This window comes from Arthrobacter sp. 01T414 (assembly GCF_056398965.1).
Genome location: NZ_JBFTQK010000003.1, coordinates 111,110 through 125,508, shown reverse-complemented (window position 1 = coordinate 125,508; position 14,399 = coordinate 111,110). Strand labels below are relative to the sequence as shown.

At 69.5% G+C, this 14,399-nt stretch carries 10 protein-coding genes; 8 read left to right on the top strand and 2 right to left on the bottom strand.

The window, feature by feature from the left end; all coding sequences use genetic code 11:
- The first annotated feature begins 39 nt into the window (after positions 1–39).
- From AC1DK9_RS09085 to AC1DK9_RS09060, 6 genes are all read left to right on the top strand, one after another.
- Positions 40–744 (top strand): hypothetical protein, encoded by a 705-nt coding sequence (locus AC1DK9_RS09085; protein ID WP_476861716.1) that lies wholly within the window; start codon positions 40–42, stop codon positions 742–744.
- Entirely contained in the window at positions 741–5,186 is a 4,446-nt protein-coding gene (locus tag AC1DK9_RS09080; protein WP_476915707.1) for an FtsK/SpoIIIE domain-containing protein, read from the top strand. Before AC1DK9_RS09085 ends, AC1DK9_RS09080 begins: the two co-directional genes overlap by 4 nt.
- Positions 5,187–5,286: 100 nt before the next feature.
- Positions 5,287–7,590 carry an NAD-dependent DNA ligase LigA gene (ligA, locus tag AC1DK9_RS09075; protein WP_476861714.1) on the top strand — a complete coding sequence of 768 codons (2,304 nt, stop codon included), beginning with the start codon at positions 5,287–5,289 and terminating at the stop codon, positions 7,588–7,590.
- Positions 7,587–8,417, top strand: coding sequence for an inositol monophosphatase family protein (locus AC1DK9_RS09070; RefSeq protein WP_476861713.1), 831 nt, complete (start codon positions 7,587–7,589; stop codon positions 8,415–8,417). Before ligA ends, AC1DK9_RS09070 begins: the two co-directional genes overlap by 4 nt.
- Before the next feature lie 87 nt (positions 8,418–8,504).
- Entirely contained in the window at positions 8,505–9,008 is a 504-nt protein-coding gene (locus AC1DK9_RS09065; RefSeq protein ID WP_476861712.1) for a GNAT family N-acetyltransferase, read from the top strand.
- Between the two features lie 98 nt (positions 9,009–9,106).
- Positions 9,107–9,628 carry a hypothetical protein gene (locus AC1DK9_RS09060; protein WP_476915706.1) on the top strand — a complete coding sequence of 174 codons (522 nt, stop codon included), beginning with the start codon at positions 9,107–9,109 and terminating at the stop codon, positions 9,626–9,628.
- 92 nt (positions 9,629–9,720) lie between these two features.
- On the opposite strand, the gene AC1DK9_RS09055 is transcribed toward AC1DK9_RS09060, so the two are convergent.
- Both AC1DK9_RS09055 and AC1DK9_RS09050 read right to left on the bottom strand, forming a co-directional pair.
- The gene (locus AC1DK9_RS09055; RefSeq protein WP_476915705.1) at positions 9,721–10,392 is read right to left on the bottom strand and encodes a response regulator; all 672 of its coding nucleotides are present in this window, start codon (positions 10,390–10,392) and stop codon (positions 9,721–9,723) included.
- Positions 10,385–12,148, bottom strand: coding sequence for a sensor histidine kinase (locus AC1DK9_RS09050; RefSeq protein ID WP_476915704.1), 1,764 nt, complete (start codon positions 12,146–12,148; stop codon positions 10,385–10,387). Before AC1DK9_RS09050 ends, AC1DK9_RS09055 begins: the two co-directional genes overlap by 8 nt.
- A gap of 180 nt (positions 12,149–12,328) precedes the next feature.
- Here AC1DK9_RS09050 and AC1DK9_RS09045 point away from each other — a divergent pair, with 180 nt between their 5' ends.
- Together AC1DK9_RS09045 and gatC are read left to right on the top strand one after the other, a co-directional pair.
- Positions 12,329–13,819, top strand: a complete 1,491-nt coding sequence (locus AC1DK9_RS09045; RefSeq protein WP_476915703.1) for a CitMHS family transporter — start codon at positions 12,329–12,331, stop codon at positions 13,817–13,819.
- 282 nt (positions 13,820–14,101) lie between these two features.
- Positions 14,102–14,398: an Asp-tRNA(Asn)/Glu-tRNA(Gln) amidotransferase subunit GatC gene (gene gatC, locus AC1DK9_RS09040; RefSeq protein ID WP_476915702.1), complete on the top strand. Its 297-nt coding sequence runs from the start codon at positions 14,102–14,104 to the stop codon at positions 14,396–14,398.
- The last annotated feature ends 1 nt before the right edge of the window (position 14,399 follow it).

The following is a 14,399-nucleotide window of genomic DNA, read 5'->3' as shown; positions in this document are numbered from 1 at the left end:
GAACACTCAGGCATATTGCCCACTAAGGAGACATCGACAATGGCGGACCTAGCGATAGATTTCTGCGGCGAATGGCACGAGCCGTCCGACGAGGACATCTTCAGCATCGGCCGCGAGGGCGACCTCGAAGTGGACGACAACCCCTACCTGCACCGCCAGTTCCTGCAGATTGCCCGCTACGACGGCATCTGGTGGCTCAGCAACGTCGGCAGCATGCTCTCCGCCACCGTCGCCGACGCCTCCGGTGGCATGCAGGCGTGGCTCGCGCCGGGGGCCCGCCTTCCGCTGGTCTTCAGCCACACCAACGTGATCTTCACCGCCGGCCCCACCACCTATGAGTTTGCCGTCCACCTCCGAACCCCGGCGTTCCGGCAGGAGGCGCGCAGCGAGGACAGCGGCGGAGACACCACGATTGGACCCGTGGTGTTCACCGACTCGCAGAAGGCCCTGATCGTGGCCCTGGCCGAACCGATGCTCCGCCGCGACGGAACCGGTTTCAGCGCCATCCCCTCCTCCGCCGAAGCGGCCAAGACCCTGGGCTGGGCCCTGACCCGGTTCAACAGAAAGCTGGACAACGTGTGCGACAAACTTGACCGGGTGGGTGTCGCCGGGCTGCGCGGCGGCGCCGGCAGGCTCGCCACGAACCGCCGCGCGCGACTCGTGGAACACGCCGTGACCTCCCACCTCGTCACTCCCGCCGACCTGGTGCTGCTCGAAACCCAGCGCGGAGCGGACAACGCATGAGGATCCGGCTGACCCTGCGCCGCGACCCCGCCGAAGCCAAGGACCTCGCCGTCACGGTCGACGGCCTGGCCACCGTGGCGGACATCGCCACCGAGCTCTGGGCCGCGGACCCCGCCCGCCGCGGAACCGTGCCGCCGTCGAACCTCACGCTCAGCATCGAGGAGGCCTTCGCCGCCGGCGGCACCAAGGGCAGCGTCCTGAACCGGGAGGACAACCTGCTGGAGTCCGGGCTGCGGCCCGGGTCAATCGTCTCGCTGACCCAGGTGAGCGAACAGTTCACGGTGCCCGGGGCGAACCGGGGACCCGCGGCGGCGACCCTGCGCGTCCTCTCCGGACCCGACGTCGGCCGGGAATTTTCGCTGCCCTCCGGCACCAGCTACATCGGCCGGGACCGCGACGTGGACGTCCGGCTGACCGACCCGCTGACGTCCAAACGGCACGCCCGCATCACGGTAGGCGAAACCGTCGAGATCGTGGACACGAATTCCGCCAACGGCCTGCTGATGGACGGCCTGCCGGTCAGCCGCGCCACGCTGAACTCCTCGGACACCGTCACGCTGGGGGACACCACCGTTTCCGTGGTGTCCCTGGGCGGCAGCCAGGGCGCGGCGCCAAGCTCGCCGCTGATCAATTTCAACCGCTCGCCCCGCGTGGTGCCGCGCTTCGAACCGCACAAACGCACGCTGCCGGCCGGCCCGAAGCGCCAGGAGCACCACCCGTTCCCGTACATCATGCTGGTGGCCCCGCTGATGATGGGCGCCGTCCTCTTTGCCGTCACGCAGAACATGATGTCCGTGATCTTCATGCTGATGATGCCGCTGTTCATCGTCGGTCATTACGTGGACCAGAAGATGCAGGGCAAGCGCGAGCGCAAGGAACAACTCAAGTCCTTCCGCGCCGCCATGGCGGCATTCCGCGCCGACATCACCGCGCTGCAAAAGGTGGAACGCTCGGTCAGGTTGCAGGAAGCGCCGTCCGTCAGCGACACCGTGGACTCCATCTACAAGCTCGGCCCGCTGCTCTGGACCCATCGGCCCGAGCATGCCGGCTTCCTGGGGCTGCGGTTCGGCCTCGGCACTGCGCCGTCCCGGATCGAGTTCGAGGAGCCGCACAGCAACGAGACCGAACCCGAGTACATGGCGGAGATCCAACAGTGCATGTCCCAGTTCGGCAGCATCGAGGGCGTGCCGATCGTCTCGCAGCTGCGCACCGCAGGCTCGTTCGGCCTGGCCGGCGCCCGCGGCCTGGTCGACGACGTGGCCCGCGGCATGGTGCTGCAACTGGTGGGCCTGCACTCGCCGGCCGAAGTGGTGCTCACCGCGATCACCTCGGCGCAGTCCAAGGAACGCTGGGAATGGTTGCAGTGGCTGCCGCACGCCGGTTCCGGCCACAGCCCGCTCAGCGGCGACCACCTCGCCGCGGGCCCGGCCGGCGGCTCCGCGCTGCTGTCCAAGCTCGAGGACCTGATCGACCAGCGTGAGGCCGTGGCCCAGTCGCCGCGCCCGGAACTGCGCCCCGGCCTCGCGGGCGAGGACGCGGACACCCCGGCCCCGCAGCTGCCAACCGTGCTCCTGGTGGTCGAGGACGACGCCCCGGTGGACCGCGGGCGGCTCACCCGGGTCCTGGAGCGCGGGCCGGACTCCGGCGTGCACGTCATGTGGGTGGCCGGGTCCGTCCAGCAGCTCCCGGCAGCCTGCCGAGACTTCATGGCGGTCGACGGCGAACACGGCACCACCACCGGGCAGGTCCGGCTGGGCCGGCACACCTTCCCGGTCAGCTGCGAGAGCCTCGACGCCGGGCTCGCGGCCCAGCTGGCCCGCATGCTCGCCCCGGTGGTTGACGTCGGCAAGCCGCTCGAGGACGAATCGGACCTGCCCCGCGCGGTGTCCTACGCGACCCTGATCGGCAAGGACTTCCTCGACAACCCGCAGGCCGTCGCGGACCGCTGGAGCGAGAACAACTCCGTGCACGCCACCGCCAAGCCCAACCGCAGGGACAACGGCACGCTCCGTGCCCTGGTGGGTTCCAAGGGCATCGAGCCGCTCTACCTTGACCTGAAGAACGAGGGCCCGCACGCCCTGGTCGGCGGCACCACCGGCGCCGGCAAGTCCGAGTTCCTGCAGTCCTGGGTGATGGGCATGGCCGCGGCCTACAGCCCGGACCGGGTGAGCTTCCTGTTCGTGGACTACAAGGGCGGCGCCGCGTTCGCTGACTGTCTGCACCTGCCGCACACCGTGGGCCTGGTCACGGACCTCTCCCCGCACCTGGTCCGCCGCGCCCTCACCTCGCTCCGGGCCGAGCTGCACCACCGCGAGAGGCTGCTCAACCGCAAGAAGGCCAAGGACCTGCTGGAACTCCAGCGCCAGGCCGATCCGGAGGCCCCGCCCTACTTGATCATCATCGTGGACGAGTTCGCGGCCCTCGCCACCGAGGTTCCCGAGTTCGTCGACGGTGTCGTGGATGTCGCCGCCCGCGGCCGCTCGCTGGGACTGCACCTGATCCTCGCCACCCAGCGGCCTGCCGGCGTCATCAAGGACAGCCTGCGTGCCAACACCAACCTGCGCGTGGCCCTGCGCATGGCCGACGAGGACGACGCCGTCGACATCCTCGGCGTCCCCACCGCGGCGTACTTCGACCCGTCCATCCCCGGCCGCGGCGCAGCCAAGACCGGACCGGGCCGGATCCAGGGCTTCCAGACCGGCTATGCCGGCGGCTGGACCACGGAGAAACCGCAGCGGCCGCAGATCGACGTCGTCGAGATGGCCTTCGGTTCCGGCGCCGCCTGGGCCGCCCCCGCGGCCGAAACCCCGGTGCGGGAAGAACCCGCCGGGCCCAACGACATCGCCCGGATGACCGCCAATATCATCAAGGCCGCGGACGTGCTCGCGATCGAGCCTCCCCGCAAGCCCTGGCTGGACGAACTCGCCACCACCTACGACTTTTCCCGGCTGCCGAACCCGCGCACCGACGAACGGCTGCTTTTGGGCGTGGCGGACGACCCCGCGCACCAGGACCAGCCGACGGTCTTCTACGAGCCCGACCGCGACGGAAACATGGCCATCTACGGCACCGGCGGCTCGGGCAAGTCGGCCGCCCTGCGCAGCATCGCGATCGCCGCAGCCGTGACCCCGCGCGGCGGTCCGGTCAACGTCTACGGCATCGACTGCGGTTCCTCGGGACTCAAAATGCTCGACGCGCTGCCACACGTCGGCGAGATCATCAACGGCGACGACGTCGAACGCGTCGGCCGGCTGCTGCGCTGGCTGCGCGACCTTGCCGACGACCGTTCGGCCCGCTACGCCGAGGTGCGGGCCGCGACCATCGTGGAGTACCGCCAGCTGGCCAACATGCCGGGCGAGAAGCGCATCTTCGTCCTGGTGGACGGCATGTCCGCGTTCCGCGAAGCCTACGAATACAGCAAGCTCTCGGCGCTCTGGGACATCTTCCTGCAGCTGGCCACCGACGGGCGCCCGCTCGGCATCCACCTTGTGGTCAGCGGCGACCGGCCGAACGCGGTCCCGGCATCGTTGCTCGCCTCCATCCAGCGCCGGCTGGTGCTGCGGCTCTCCTCAGAGGACGACTACCTGTCCATGGACGTGCCCAAGGATGTGCTCGGGGCCGGCACCCCGCCGGGCCGCGGCCTGCTGGACAACCTCGAGGTCCAGCTGGCGGTCCTCGGCGGGAACTCCAACCTGGCCGTACAGGCCCGTGAGGTGCACAAACTCCGCGAAGCCATGCTGCGCCAGGGCGTGGAACGCGCGCCGCAGATCGAACGCCTGCCGGACACGGTGGACCTGGACGTGCTCCCCGCGGGAAGCCCGGACCTGCCGGTGATCGGCGTCGACGACGAGACGCTGCAGCCGGCCGAGATCCTGGCCAAGGGCCCGCTGCTGCTGGCCGGGCCGCCGGGCTCCGGCCGCACCGTGGCGCTGGTGACCCTTGCCTACGCGCTGCGTCGTTCCAACCCGGGCGTGGAACTGATCTACCTCGGCTCGCGGCGCTCCGCCGCGGCGTCGCTGAAGCTCTGGGACCGATCCGTGGTGGGCTCGGACGACGTCGAAGAGGCCATCGACGAACTCGTGGACTACTCCACCGGCACGCCGGGCAAGCTCGCGATCTTCATCGAGGGCCTGACCGACTTCACCGACACCCTGGCCGAATCCGGCATCGGCCGGCTGGTCACGGCGTCCATCAAGGCCGAGCAGTGGGTGGTGGGCGAATCCGAAACGTCCACCTGGTCCTCCGCCTGGTCCCTCGCCCAACCGTTCAAGTCCGGCCGCCGGGGACTGCTGCTCAACCCGGGCGAAATCGACGGCGACAGCCTGCTCAGCACCTCGCTGGGCCGGATCAGCGGCGACTTCATCCCGGGCCGCGGCTACATCGTGGGCCGCGGCAAGGTCCGCAAGCTCCAGATCGCCCTGCCGCCGGAGAACCGCAACTAGCCGCCGGGCATCAGACAGCCAATGGAGGGCGCTCCTTGTGCTGGGCGGCAGTACCCGCTCCTGACCGGACAATGTCCGGGATCTAGGGCAGGATAGGTCTGTGAGCACAGGGAAGACAGCAGCAGAGACCGAAACCCCCAGCCCGGCCGGGGAACTGGTTCCCTCGGAGGCCATCCGCGCCGAGTACGAGGAACTGGTCGAAGAGGTCCGCAAGCACCGCTTCGCGTACTACCAGGAGGACGCCCCGATCATCTCCGACGCGGAGTTCGACGAGCTCTTCCGGCGGCTGGAGACCATCGAGGCGATGCACCCCGAGCTGGTCGCCAACGATTCGCCCACCCAGGAGGTGGGCGGCGAGGTTTCAGCCGCCTTCGCCGCCGTCGAACACCTGACCCGGATGTATAGCCTCGAGGACGTGTTCTCGCTCGAGGAGCTGGAGGCCTGGATCGCCAAGGCCGAGGCCGGCGTCGCCAAGCTCGGCAACGGCGGCAACCCGCCGTCGTGGCTCACCGAACTCAAGATCGACGGCCTCGCCGTCAACCTGCTTTACCGCGACGGCGTGCTCGTCCGTGCGGCCACCCGCGGCGACGGCTTCACGGGGGAGGACATCACCCACAACGTCCTGACCATCAAGGAAATCCCGCAGCAGCTCAAAGGCGGGAACTTCCCGGCCGAGATGGAGATCCGCGGCGAGGTCTTCATCCCGTCCAAGGCCTTTGCGGAATTCAACGAGGCGCTGATCGAGGCCGGGAAGGCGCCGCTGGCCAACCCGCGCAACGCCGCCGCCGGTTCGCTGCGCCAAAAGGACCCGGCGGAGACCGCCAAACGGCCGCTGAAGATGTACGTGCACGGCATTGGCGCCCGTGAAGGCCTGGCGACCGCCAGCCAGTCCGACACCTACCGCCAGCTCGCCGAGTGGGGCCTGCCCACCAGCCCGTACTTCGAGGTGCTGCCCGGCCTGAAGGAAGTCCTGGACTTTATCCGGCGCTACGGCGACAAACGGCACAGCCTCAGCCACGAGATCGACGGCATCGTGGTCAAGGTGGACGACCTCGCCACCCAGCGGGCCCTGGGCTACACCTCCCGCGTGCCGCGCTGGGCCGTGGCCTACAAGTACCCGCCGGAAGAGGTCAACACCAAGCTGCTGGATATCGCCGTGAACGTGGGCCGGACCGGCCGCGTGACCCCCTACGGCGTGATGGAACCGGTCAAGGTGGCCGGCTCCACGGTGGAGATGGCCACGCTGCACAACCAGGAGGTCGTCAAGGCCAAGGGCGTGAAGATCGGCGACATCGTGGTGTTGCGCAAGGCCGGGGACGTCATTCCGGAAATCGTCGGCCCGGTGCTGGCCCTGCGCGATCAGCAGGATCCGCCGGTCCGGGACTTCGTCATGCCCACCGAATGCCCCTCCTGCGGCACGCCGCTCGCGCCGGCCAAGGAAGGCGACGTGGACATCCGCTGCCCCAACGCCCGGTCCTGCCCGGCGCAGTTGCGCGAACGCGTCTTCCATCTGGCCGGCCGCGGCGCCTTCGACATCGAGGCCCTAGGCTGGGAGGCGGCTATTGCCCTGACCCAGCCGACCGAGCCCGAGGTTCCGCCGCTGACCACCGAGGCGAACCTGTTCCGGCTCAAGCCCGAGGACCTCGCCGGGGTCCGGATCCGCCGCGAAAAGCGCTCCAAGGGTGTGGCAACAGGCGAGTTCGAGCTGGTGCCGTACTTCTACACCAAGGGCACGGCCAAGGTCCCGTCCAAGCCGACCGCCAGCACAGAGAAGCTCTTCACCGAGCTCGAAAAGGCCAAGGCCCAGCCGCTCTGGCGCGTCCTCGTGGCGCTCTCCATCCGGCACGTGGGTCCGCGCGCCTCGCGTGCCCTGGCCACCGCCTTCGGAACCATGGACGCCATCCGGCAGGCCTCCGAAGAGGAACTGGCCCACGTCGACGGTGTGGGTCCGGTGATTGCCGTGGCGCTCAAGGAATGGTTCGCCGAGGACTGGCACCGCGAGATCGTGGACAGCTGGGCGGCCGACGGCGTCCGGATGGAGGACGAGGTCGACGAGTCGACCCCGCGCACCCTGGAAGGCCTGACCGTCGTGGTCACCGGAAGCCTGGAAGGTTTCAGCCGGGATGAGGCGAAGGAAGCGATCCTGATCCGCGGCGGCAAGGCGGCGGGCTCGGTCTCCAAGAACACCAGCTACGTGGTGGCCGGCGAGAACGCGGGAACCAAGCTGGACAAGGCGGAACAGCTGGGCCTGCCGGTCCTGGACGAGGACGGCTTTCGTGCGCTGCTCGCCAACGGTCCGGCCGGGCTCGGCGACGCCGCCGAAGGAACAGACGACGCCGGAACAGACGACGGAGCCGACGAAGCGGCGGCCCAAGACGGAGACGACGAGGAAGCCGCCGAATGACCTCAGGCACGGAGCAATTCCCCGCGCCTGACGCGTTCCTGGCACTCGCGCGCGAGGCCGCGGCTGCCGGCGCCGCTGTGCTGGCGGCCCGGAACGCGGGAGCGCTGGACGTGAGCAACAAGGGCGACTCGGGGGACTGGGTGACGTCCTTCGACCTCGCGTCCGAGGCCGCCGTCCGCGAGGTCATCACCCGGGCCCGTCCGGAGGATGCGATCACGGGCGAGGAAGGCGGCACGGTGCTTCCCGGGCGCTCCAGCGGCTTCCGTTGGTCGATCGACCCGCTCGACGGCACCACCAACTTCATCCGCAACATCGTCTACTACGGAACCTCGGTGGCGGTTGCCGGCCCCGACGGCGCCTGGCTGGCCGGCGTCGTGCACGCCCCCGCGCTGGGGCGGGTCTACTACGCCTCCCGCGGCCACGGCGCATGGCTCGAGGAGAACGGGCAACGCACGCCCCTGAACGGCCCGGTGCCCGGCCGCGCGGGCCAGATCCTGGCCACGGGCTTTAGCTACGACCCGGCGGTCCGGGCCGAGCAGGCTTCCGCGCTCGGCGGACTGATGGACGGCTTCGCCGACGTCCGGCGGCTGGGATCCGCGGCGCTGGATCTGTGCCTGGTAGCCGACGGCACGCACGATGCCTACGGCGAACGCGGCCTCAATGAACACGACTTCGCCGCCGGCGCCCTGATCGCCGAGGAAGCCGGCTGCTGGGTGCGCCGCCCCCGGCTCACCAGCGTGCTCGACGGCGGACCCTCCGACGACGAGCGGCTTGCGGCGTGGACCTGCGCGGGACCCCTGGAGCTCTCCGGCAAGTTCCCGCTCTGACACGGCGCTCTGGGCGGAACTGATAGTTCAATCACGGAAACTTGCGTTTGGCGGCCCGGCCGCCGTGCAGCGCCGTAGCATGGACAGGTGAATTCGCAGATCCTCGTCCGTCCCGCCGTCCCGGCCGATTACGACGCCGTCGCCCGCATCACCCGCGACGCCTACCTCGCCGCGGGCCACTTCGAGGACGCGGACCACCCGTACATGCGCCAGATCCAGCAGGTCGCGCAGCGGCACGAGAACGCAACGATCTGGGTGGCGGAGCGCGCCGGCCGGATCGTGGGGTCGGTGACGCTCGCCGTTGCGGGGGAGCCCTACGCGGACATCGCCCGGGCGGATGAGCTGGAGTTCCGGATGCTGGTGGTGGACCCCGCGGTGCAGCGCAGCGGCGCCGGCAAGGCCATGGTGGAAGCCATCATCGAGCATGCCCGGGCGCTTCCCGGTATCACCGGCGTGGCACTGACCACCGGCCTGACCTGGGAGAGCGCCCACGGCCTGTACCGGAAAACCGGCTTCCAGCGCGTCCCCGAACGCGACTGGTTCGTCCCGGACACGGACATCAAACTTCTCGTCTACCGCCTGGACCTTTAGCCGTAGCTGCCGGCCCGGCGCGCTCCGGGTAGGGTATTCAGCCAAGGCACCATCCCCTGACGCACGCTGGCAACAGCACGAGTACAGCTGGAGGATCCATGGCACCGCGCATCCCCGACACTCTCGACGAGAAACTGCTTGGCCTCTACCTGTCGGACCACCTGACCGGCGCCACCGCCGGGCTGGGCAGGATCGAGCGAATGGCCAAGGACTTTACCGACACCCCGGTGCACGCCGAACTTGCCGGCTTGGCCGGGGAGATCCGGCGCGAGCGCGAGCTGCTCAAAGGGCTGATCCGGGACCTGGGCATTCGCCGTCGCCCGCACCGCCAGGCCGCGGCCTGGCTTGGGGAACACGCCGGCCGCCTGAAGCTCAACGGCCGGCTGCTGAGCCGGTCGCCCATGACCTTGGTGCTGGAATCCGAACTGATGCGCGCCGCCGTGCTTGCCAAGATCGGCGGCTGGCAGACGCTGGAGGAGCTTGCGCCGGAACTCGGGCTCCAGCCGGCCAGATTCGCCGACCTGACAGCCGAGGGCCGGTCGCAGATCGAAGCCCTGGGCCGCGTCCACGAACACGCCCGCAGCAACGCCTTCCACAAGCACCGGGACATCGCGGCCTGACCCCGCCCGTGCCTCCCGCGAGATGACAGTTCGCGGCAGTGTTACCGCAGAACACTGCCGCGAACTGTCATCTCGGCGTCCGGCGGCAACCCCTAGCGTCCCGCGCCCGCCGGCACGCCGTAACGGTGTTCGGGCCGGCCCGTCGTGCCGTAGCGCAGCTGGATGTCGACGGCGCCGTCGTCCGCCAGCGAGGACAGGTACCGCTGTGCCGTGGCCCGGGATACACCCACCCGGGCGGCTACCTCGGCCGCCGAATACTGTTCCCCCGGTTCCAGCGACTCGAGCACCGCCGCCTCCGTGGCGGACCGGGGCCGCGAGGAAGCCGTGACATCGCCCGGGATGAGGGCACGCTTGGCCCGCTCCACGGTCTCCTGCGTGAGGTTCCCCGGCTGGGCCAGGATCCGGCGGTAACGCGCATACGAGCGTATCTGCTGGGAGAGCGACTCGGCCGTGAACGGTTTGAGCAGGTAGCCCAGGGCCCCACGCCGGAAGGCAACCCGGATTGACGCCGCATCCGACGCGGCGCTGAGGATCATGGTGTCCACATCCAGCTGGTGCAAAAGGTCCAGCCCGGATGCGTCCGGCAGGTAGACATCCAGCAGCACCAGGTCAGGGCGGAGGCTGTGGATGGACTGCAGGGCCTGCGACGCCGAGCCGGCAGGCGGCAGCGCCAGGAAACCCGCCACCGAATCCACATAGGCCGCATGCAGCTTGGCGACGTGGAAGTCGTCGTCCACAATCAGGACCCGGAAATCGTCAGACATCGTTGTCTCCTTCGGTCATATCTCGTTCTGCCGGCTCCTCGTGGACGGTTCCGGCGATGGTCCCCGGGAGGGTCGCCATGAACACGGCTCCTGGTCCGCCCGGCCTGCCCGGGTCCAGCACCGTCACGTCCCCGGCGCGGCGACGGGCCAGTTGCCGGGCCAGGGCCAGACCCAGGCCCTGCCCGGCGCCCGCGCGGGCCGGCTGCCCCGAGGTGGTGAAGCCCTCGGCAAAGACGTCTTCTGCGCCGCCGCCGCCGTCTGTGCCGTCGCCGGCAGCGCGTCCGCCGGGCAGGCCGTCGCCGGAGTCGCCCACGATGATGTGCAGGGTGCCGGCGGTAGCGCCGTCGCCCGGTGCGTCGAGCACCTCGATCTCCACCCAGCGTTCGGCCGCGGAGCCTGCGACGGCGGCGTTCACGGCGTTGTCGATCAGGTTGCCGAGCACGGTGGTGACCTCCTGCGGCTCGATGACGTGACCGCGCACCAGGGTCTCGGGACCGAGCCGGAGGCCCACCCCGCGCTCGTCGGCTTCCACGCCCTTGGCGCCGAGGAACGCCTGCAGGTAGGGGTCCTGCAGCAGCTCGGCCTGTTCCACCGGGAACTTCAACGGCCCGGTGGCCGCCAGCCGGGCCAGGTAGTCGCGGGCCTGCTGGTGCTGCCCGATGCTCATGAACCCGGCAATCGTGTGCAGCTGGTTGGCGAACTCGTGGCGCTGGGCGCGCAGGGCGGTGGACAGGGTGCCGACGGCGTCGAGCTGGCGGGTGAGCTGCTGGAGCTCGGTCCGGTCCCGGAGCATGACCACCCAGCCGAGGTCCTCCCGGCCGTGCAGGGCCTTGCGGGCGCTCGCCACCAGCACGCGGCCGCCGGCCAGGAACTCCACGGCGTCCCCTTCGGCGGCGTCGGCCCTGGTCAGGGCCTTGAGCGGGACGGGCACAGGGGCCGCCGCCCACGCAGAGCCGGCGAGATCGGGCTGGTCCAGCATCCGCCGGGCCGCCGCGTTGAACACGCTGATCCGGCCGTCGGCGGAAACACCGATCACGCCGTCGTCCACGCCCTGCAGCACGGCCACCTGGTCGTGGACCAGGGTGCTGATTTCCTCCGGCTCCAAGCCCAGGGTCAGCCGCCGGAGCCGGTGCCGCAGCAGGAAGGAGACCAGGACACCGGCCAGCAGGGCACCGGCCGCGGTCAGCGCGATCGGAACGATGTCGCGGGCCAGGCTTTGGGCGATGGACTCGGTGGAGTAGCCCACACTGACCTCGCCCACCACGGTGCTGGAGCCCGGCGCGAAGACCGGAACCTTGGCGCCGGCCGAGGGGCCCAGCGTGCCGGTGTTCCGGGTGGTGACCTCCCTGCCGGAGAGGGCCTCGGACGGGTCGGTGCTCACGCGCTGGCCCAGCCGGTCGGCGTCGGGGTGCGCCAGGCGCAGGCCGGTCTCGTCGGTGACGACGACGAACAGCGCGCCGGTGCGGGCCCGGGCACCCTCCGCGGCGGCCATCAGCGGGCCGGCGAGCAGTTCGGCCGCCGGAGGGGTGCCGGGACGGGCGCTGATTTGCTGCACCTCGGCCCGGACCGCCGGGTCCGACGCCACCGTCCGGGCCAGGGTCAGTGCCTGGTTCTCCGCCTCCCGGCCCAGCCGGTCGTAGGTCAGCCACGCGTGGACGGTGCTGCTGAGCAGCACCACGAGTGCCACCACGCCGAGCTGCAGCAGCAGGGTCTGGGTGGTGAACCGCAGGGGAGTGCGGGCTTTGAGGGCTTGCACGGCGGCCCTCCTTTGGTGTTCCGACGGCGTCAACAGCCTGTGAGCAAAATGCGCAAAATGCGTCCAACAAGCAGTATGCCAATCAATTGAGGCAAAGGCACCTCCGTGACGCACGCCACCCTAACGTCTGTAGTGCGCATCACAGCGGAGTGGTGCGGAACACAGAAGAAGGAGCCGGCCGTGCTGGTATTACTCGGATTCGCCATGATTGCGGTCTTCATGGTGCTGATCATGACGAAGAAGCTGACGCCGGTGCTGGCGCTCATCATCGTCCCCACCGTTTTTGGACTTTTCGCCGGCGCCGGCCTGGGCATCGGCCCCATGGTCCTCGATTCGATGAAGTCGATGACCTCCACGGCCGCGCTGCTCATGTTCGCCATCATCTACTTCGGCCTGATGATCGACGTCGGGCTCTTTGACCCGCTGGTCCGGTTCATCCTGCGCAAGCTCGGCAACGACCCGGCCAAGGTGGTCCTCGGCACCGCGATCCTCGCCGCCGCGGTTTCGCTCGACGGCGACGGCTCCACCACCTTCATCCTCACCACCGCCGCCATGCTGCCGGTCTACCTGCGGCTGAAGATGAGCCCCGTGGTCCTCACCTGCGTGGCCGGCCTGGCCAACGGCACCATGAACATCCTGCCCTGGGGCGGCCCCACCGCCCGCGCCGCCTCCGCGCTGAAGATCAGCGTCTCCGACGTCTTCGTCCCGATGATCCCCTCGCTGGTCGCCGGCCTCGTCGTCGTGTTCGTCTTTGCCTGGCTGCTCGGCTTGCAGGAACGCAACCGCCTGCGCACCGTCGCCCCGGAGATCTGGGCCGAAGGCGCCGAGTTCGACGGCGGAGCTGCCGCCGGCTCAACCGGCGACACCGGCACCGGCGGCGACGGCGGCACCGGCCGCTTCGGCTTCGCCCGCAAGGCCTCAGGCCCTGTCGGCGCCGGAGCCCCGGCCGCTGGCGGCACCGGCGTCGCAGTGCTGGAGCGCCCGGAAGACCTCGTCGACGACCGCGACTCCGCCATGGCGGACACCGCGCTGGATCCCAACCGCGCCACCCTGCGTCCCAAGCTGTTCTGGTTCAACCTCGGCCTGACCGTTGCCGTCATGGTGACCCTGGTTGCCAACATCATCCCGCTGCCGTTCGTCTTCATGGTCGGAGCTGCGATCGCCCTGCTGGTCAACTTCCCCAAGGTCAAGGACCAGAGCGCCCAGCTGATCGCGCACGCACCCTCCATCGTCGCCGTCGTCAGCATGGTCATGGCCGCCGCGGTCCTCACCGGCGTCCTCAACGGCACCGGCATGGTCAAGGCCATGTCCGAATGGCTCGTCCAGATCATCCCCGCAGACATGGGCCCCTTCATGGCGGTCATTACCGGCGTGCTGAGCATCCCGATGACGTTCTTCATGAGCAACGACGCCTTCTACTTCGGCGTCCTGCCGGTCCTGAGCGAAACGGCGGCGCACTACGGCGTCGGCGCCGCGGACATGGCCCGCGCCTCGATCACCGGCCAGCCCTTCCACCTGCAGAGCCCGCTGGTCCCTGCCATCCTGCTCCTGGTCTCGCTGGCCAAGGTGGAGCTGGGCGACCACCACAAGAAGGTCCTGTGGCGCACCGCCGTCATCTCCCTCGTCATGCTCGGCGTAGGAGTCCTGACCGGAGCCATCGGCATCGGCTAACCAAACCAATAAACAGAAGGAGGCAGGGTGCGGAAGATTTTCCCCACCCTGCCTCCTTCTCTATGTGAGGGGGAGTCCGACATCGCTGATGGTGAGAGCGGCACATCGGCGACGGGACGGACATCCGGAAGCGTGCGTCTAAGCGAGGTACGAGCGAGCACGCGGAGGATCGTCCGGCCCGCCGCCGAAAGGCGACCACGTCCGGCCTGGCGCCGGACGGCAACAACACGCGGGGACACGTAGACTGGGACGGAAAATAATCCGAACTTGCAGGGGAGATCCATGGCTGCGATCAACCGCGACGACGTCGCGCATCTCGCGCGTCTCGCGCACATCGAGATGAGTGCTGAAGAGCTGGACAGGATGGCCGGCGAACTCGCGGTCATCGTCGAATCGGTTAAGTCCGTCAGTGAAGCCGCCGGTGATGACGTCCCGGCCACGTCCCACCCGATCCCGCTGACCAACGTGTTCCGCGAGGACATCGTGGGCCACACCTTCACGGCCGAGCAGGCACTTTCCGGAGCCCCCGACGCGTATGAGGGCCGCTTCAAGGTCCCGGCAATCCTGGATGAGGACTAAG

What these genes read in the sequence shown, in the direction of transcription:
- AC1DK9_RS09060 (WP_476915706.1), top strand. Translation starts at nt 9,107, where the DNA reads ATGGCACCGCGCATCCCCGACACTCTCGACGAGAAACTGCTTGGCCTC.
- gatC (WP_476915702.1), top strand. Translation starts at nt 14,102, where the DNA reads ATGGCTGCGATCAACCGCGACGACGTCGCGCATCTCGCGCGTCTCGCG.
- AC1DK9_RS09085 (WP_476861716.1), top strand. Translation starts at nt 40, where the DNA reads ATGGCGGACCTAGCGATAGATTTCTGCGGCGAATGGCACGAGCCGTCC.
- AC1DK9_RS09070 (WP_476861713.1), top strand. Translation starts at nt 7,587, where the DNA reads ATGACCTCAGGCACGGAGCAATTCCCCGCGCCTGACGCGTTCCTGGCA.
- AC1DK9_RS09055 (WP_476915705.1), bottom strand. Translation starts at nt 10,392, where the DNA reads ATGTCTGACGATTTCCGGGTCCTGATTGTGGACGACGACTTCCACGTC.
- AC1DK9_RS09080 (WP_476915707.1), top strand. Translation starts at nt 741, where the DNA reads ATGAGGATCCGGCTGACCCTGCGCCGCGACCCCGCCGAAGCCAAGGAC.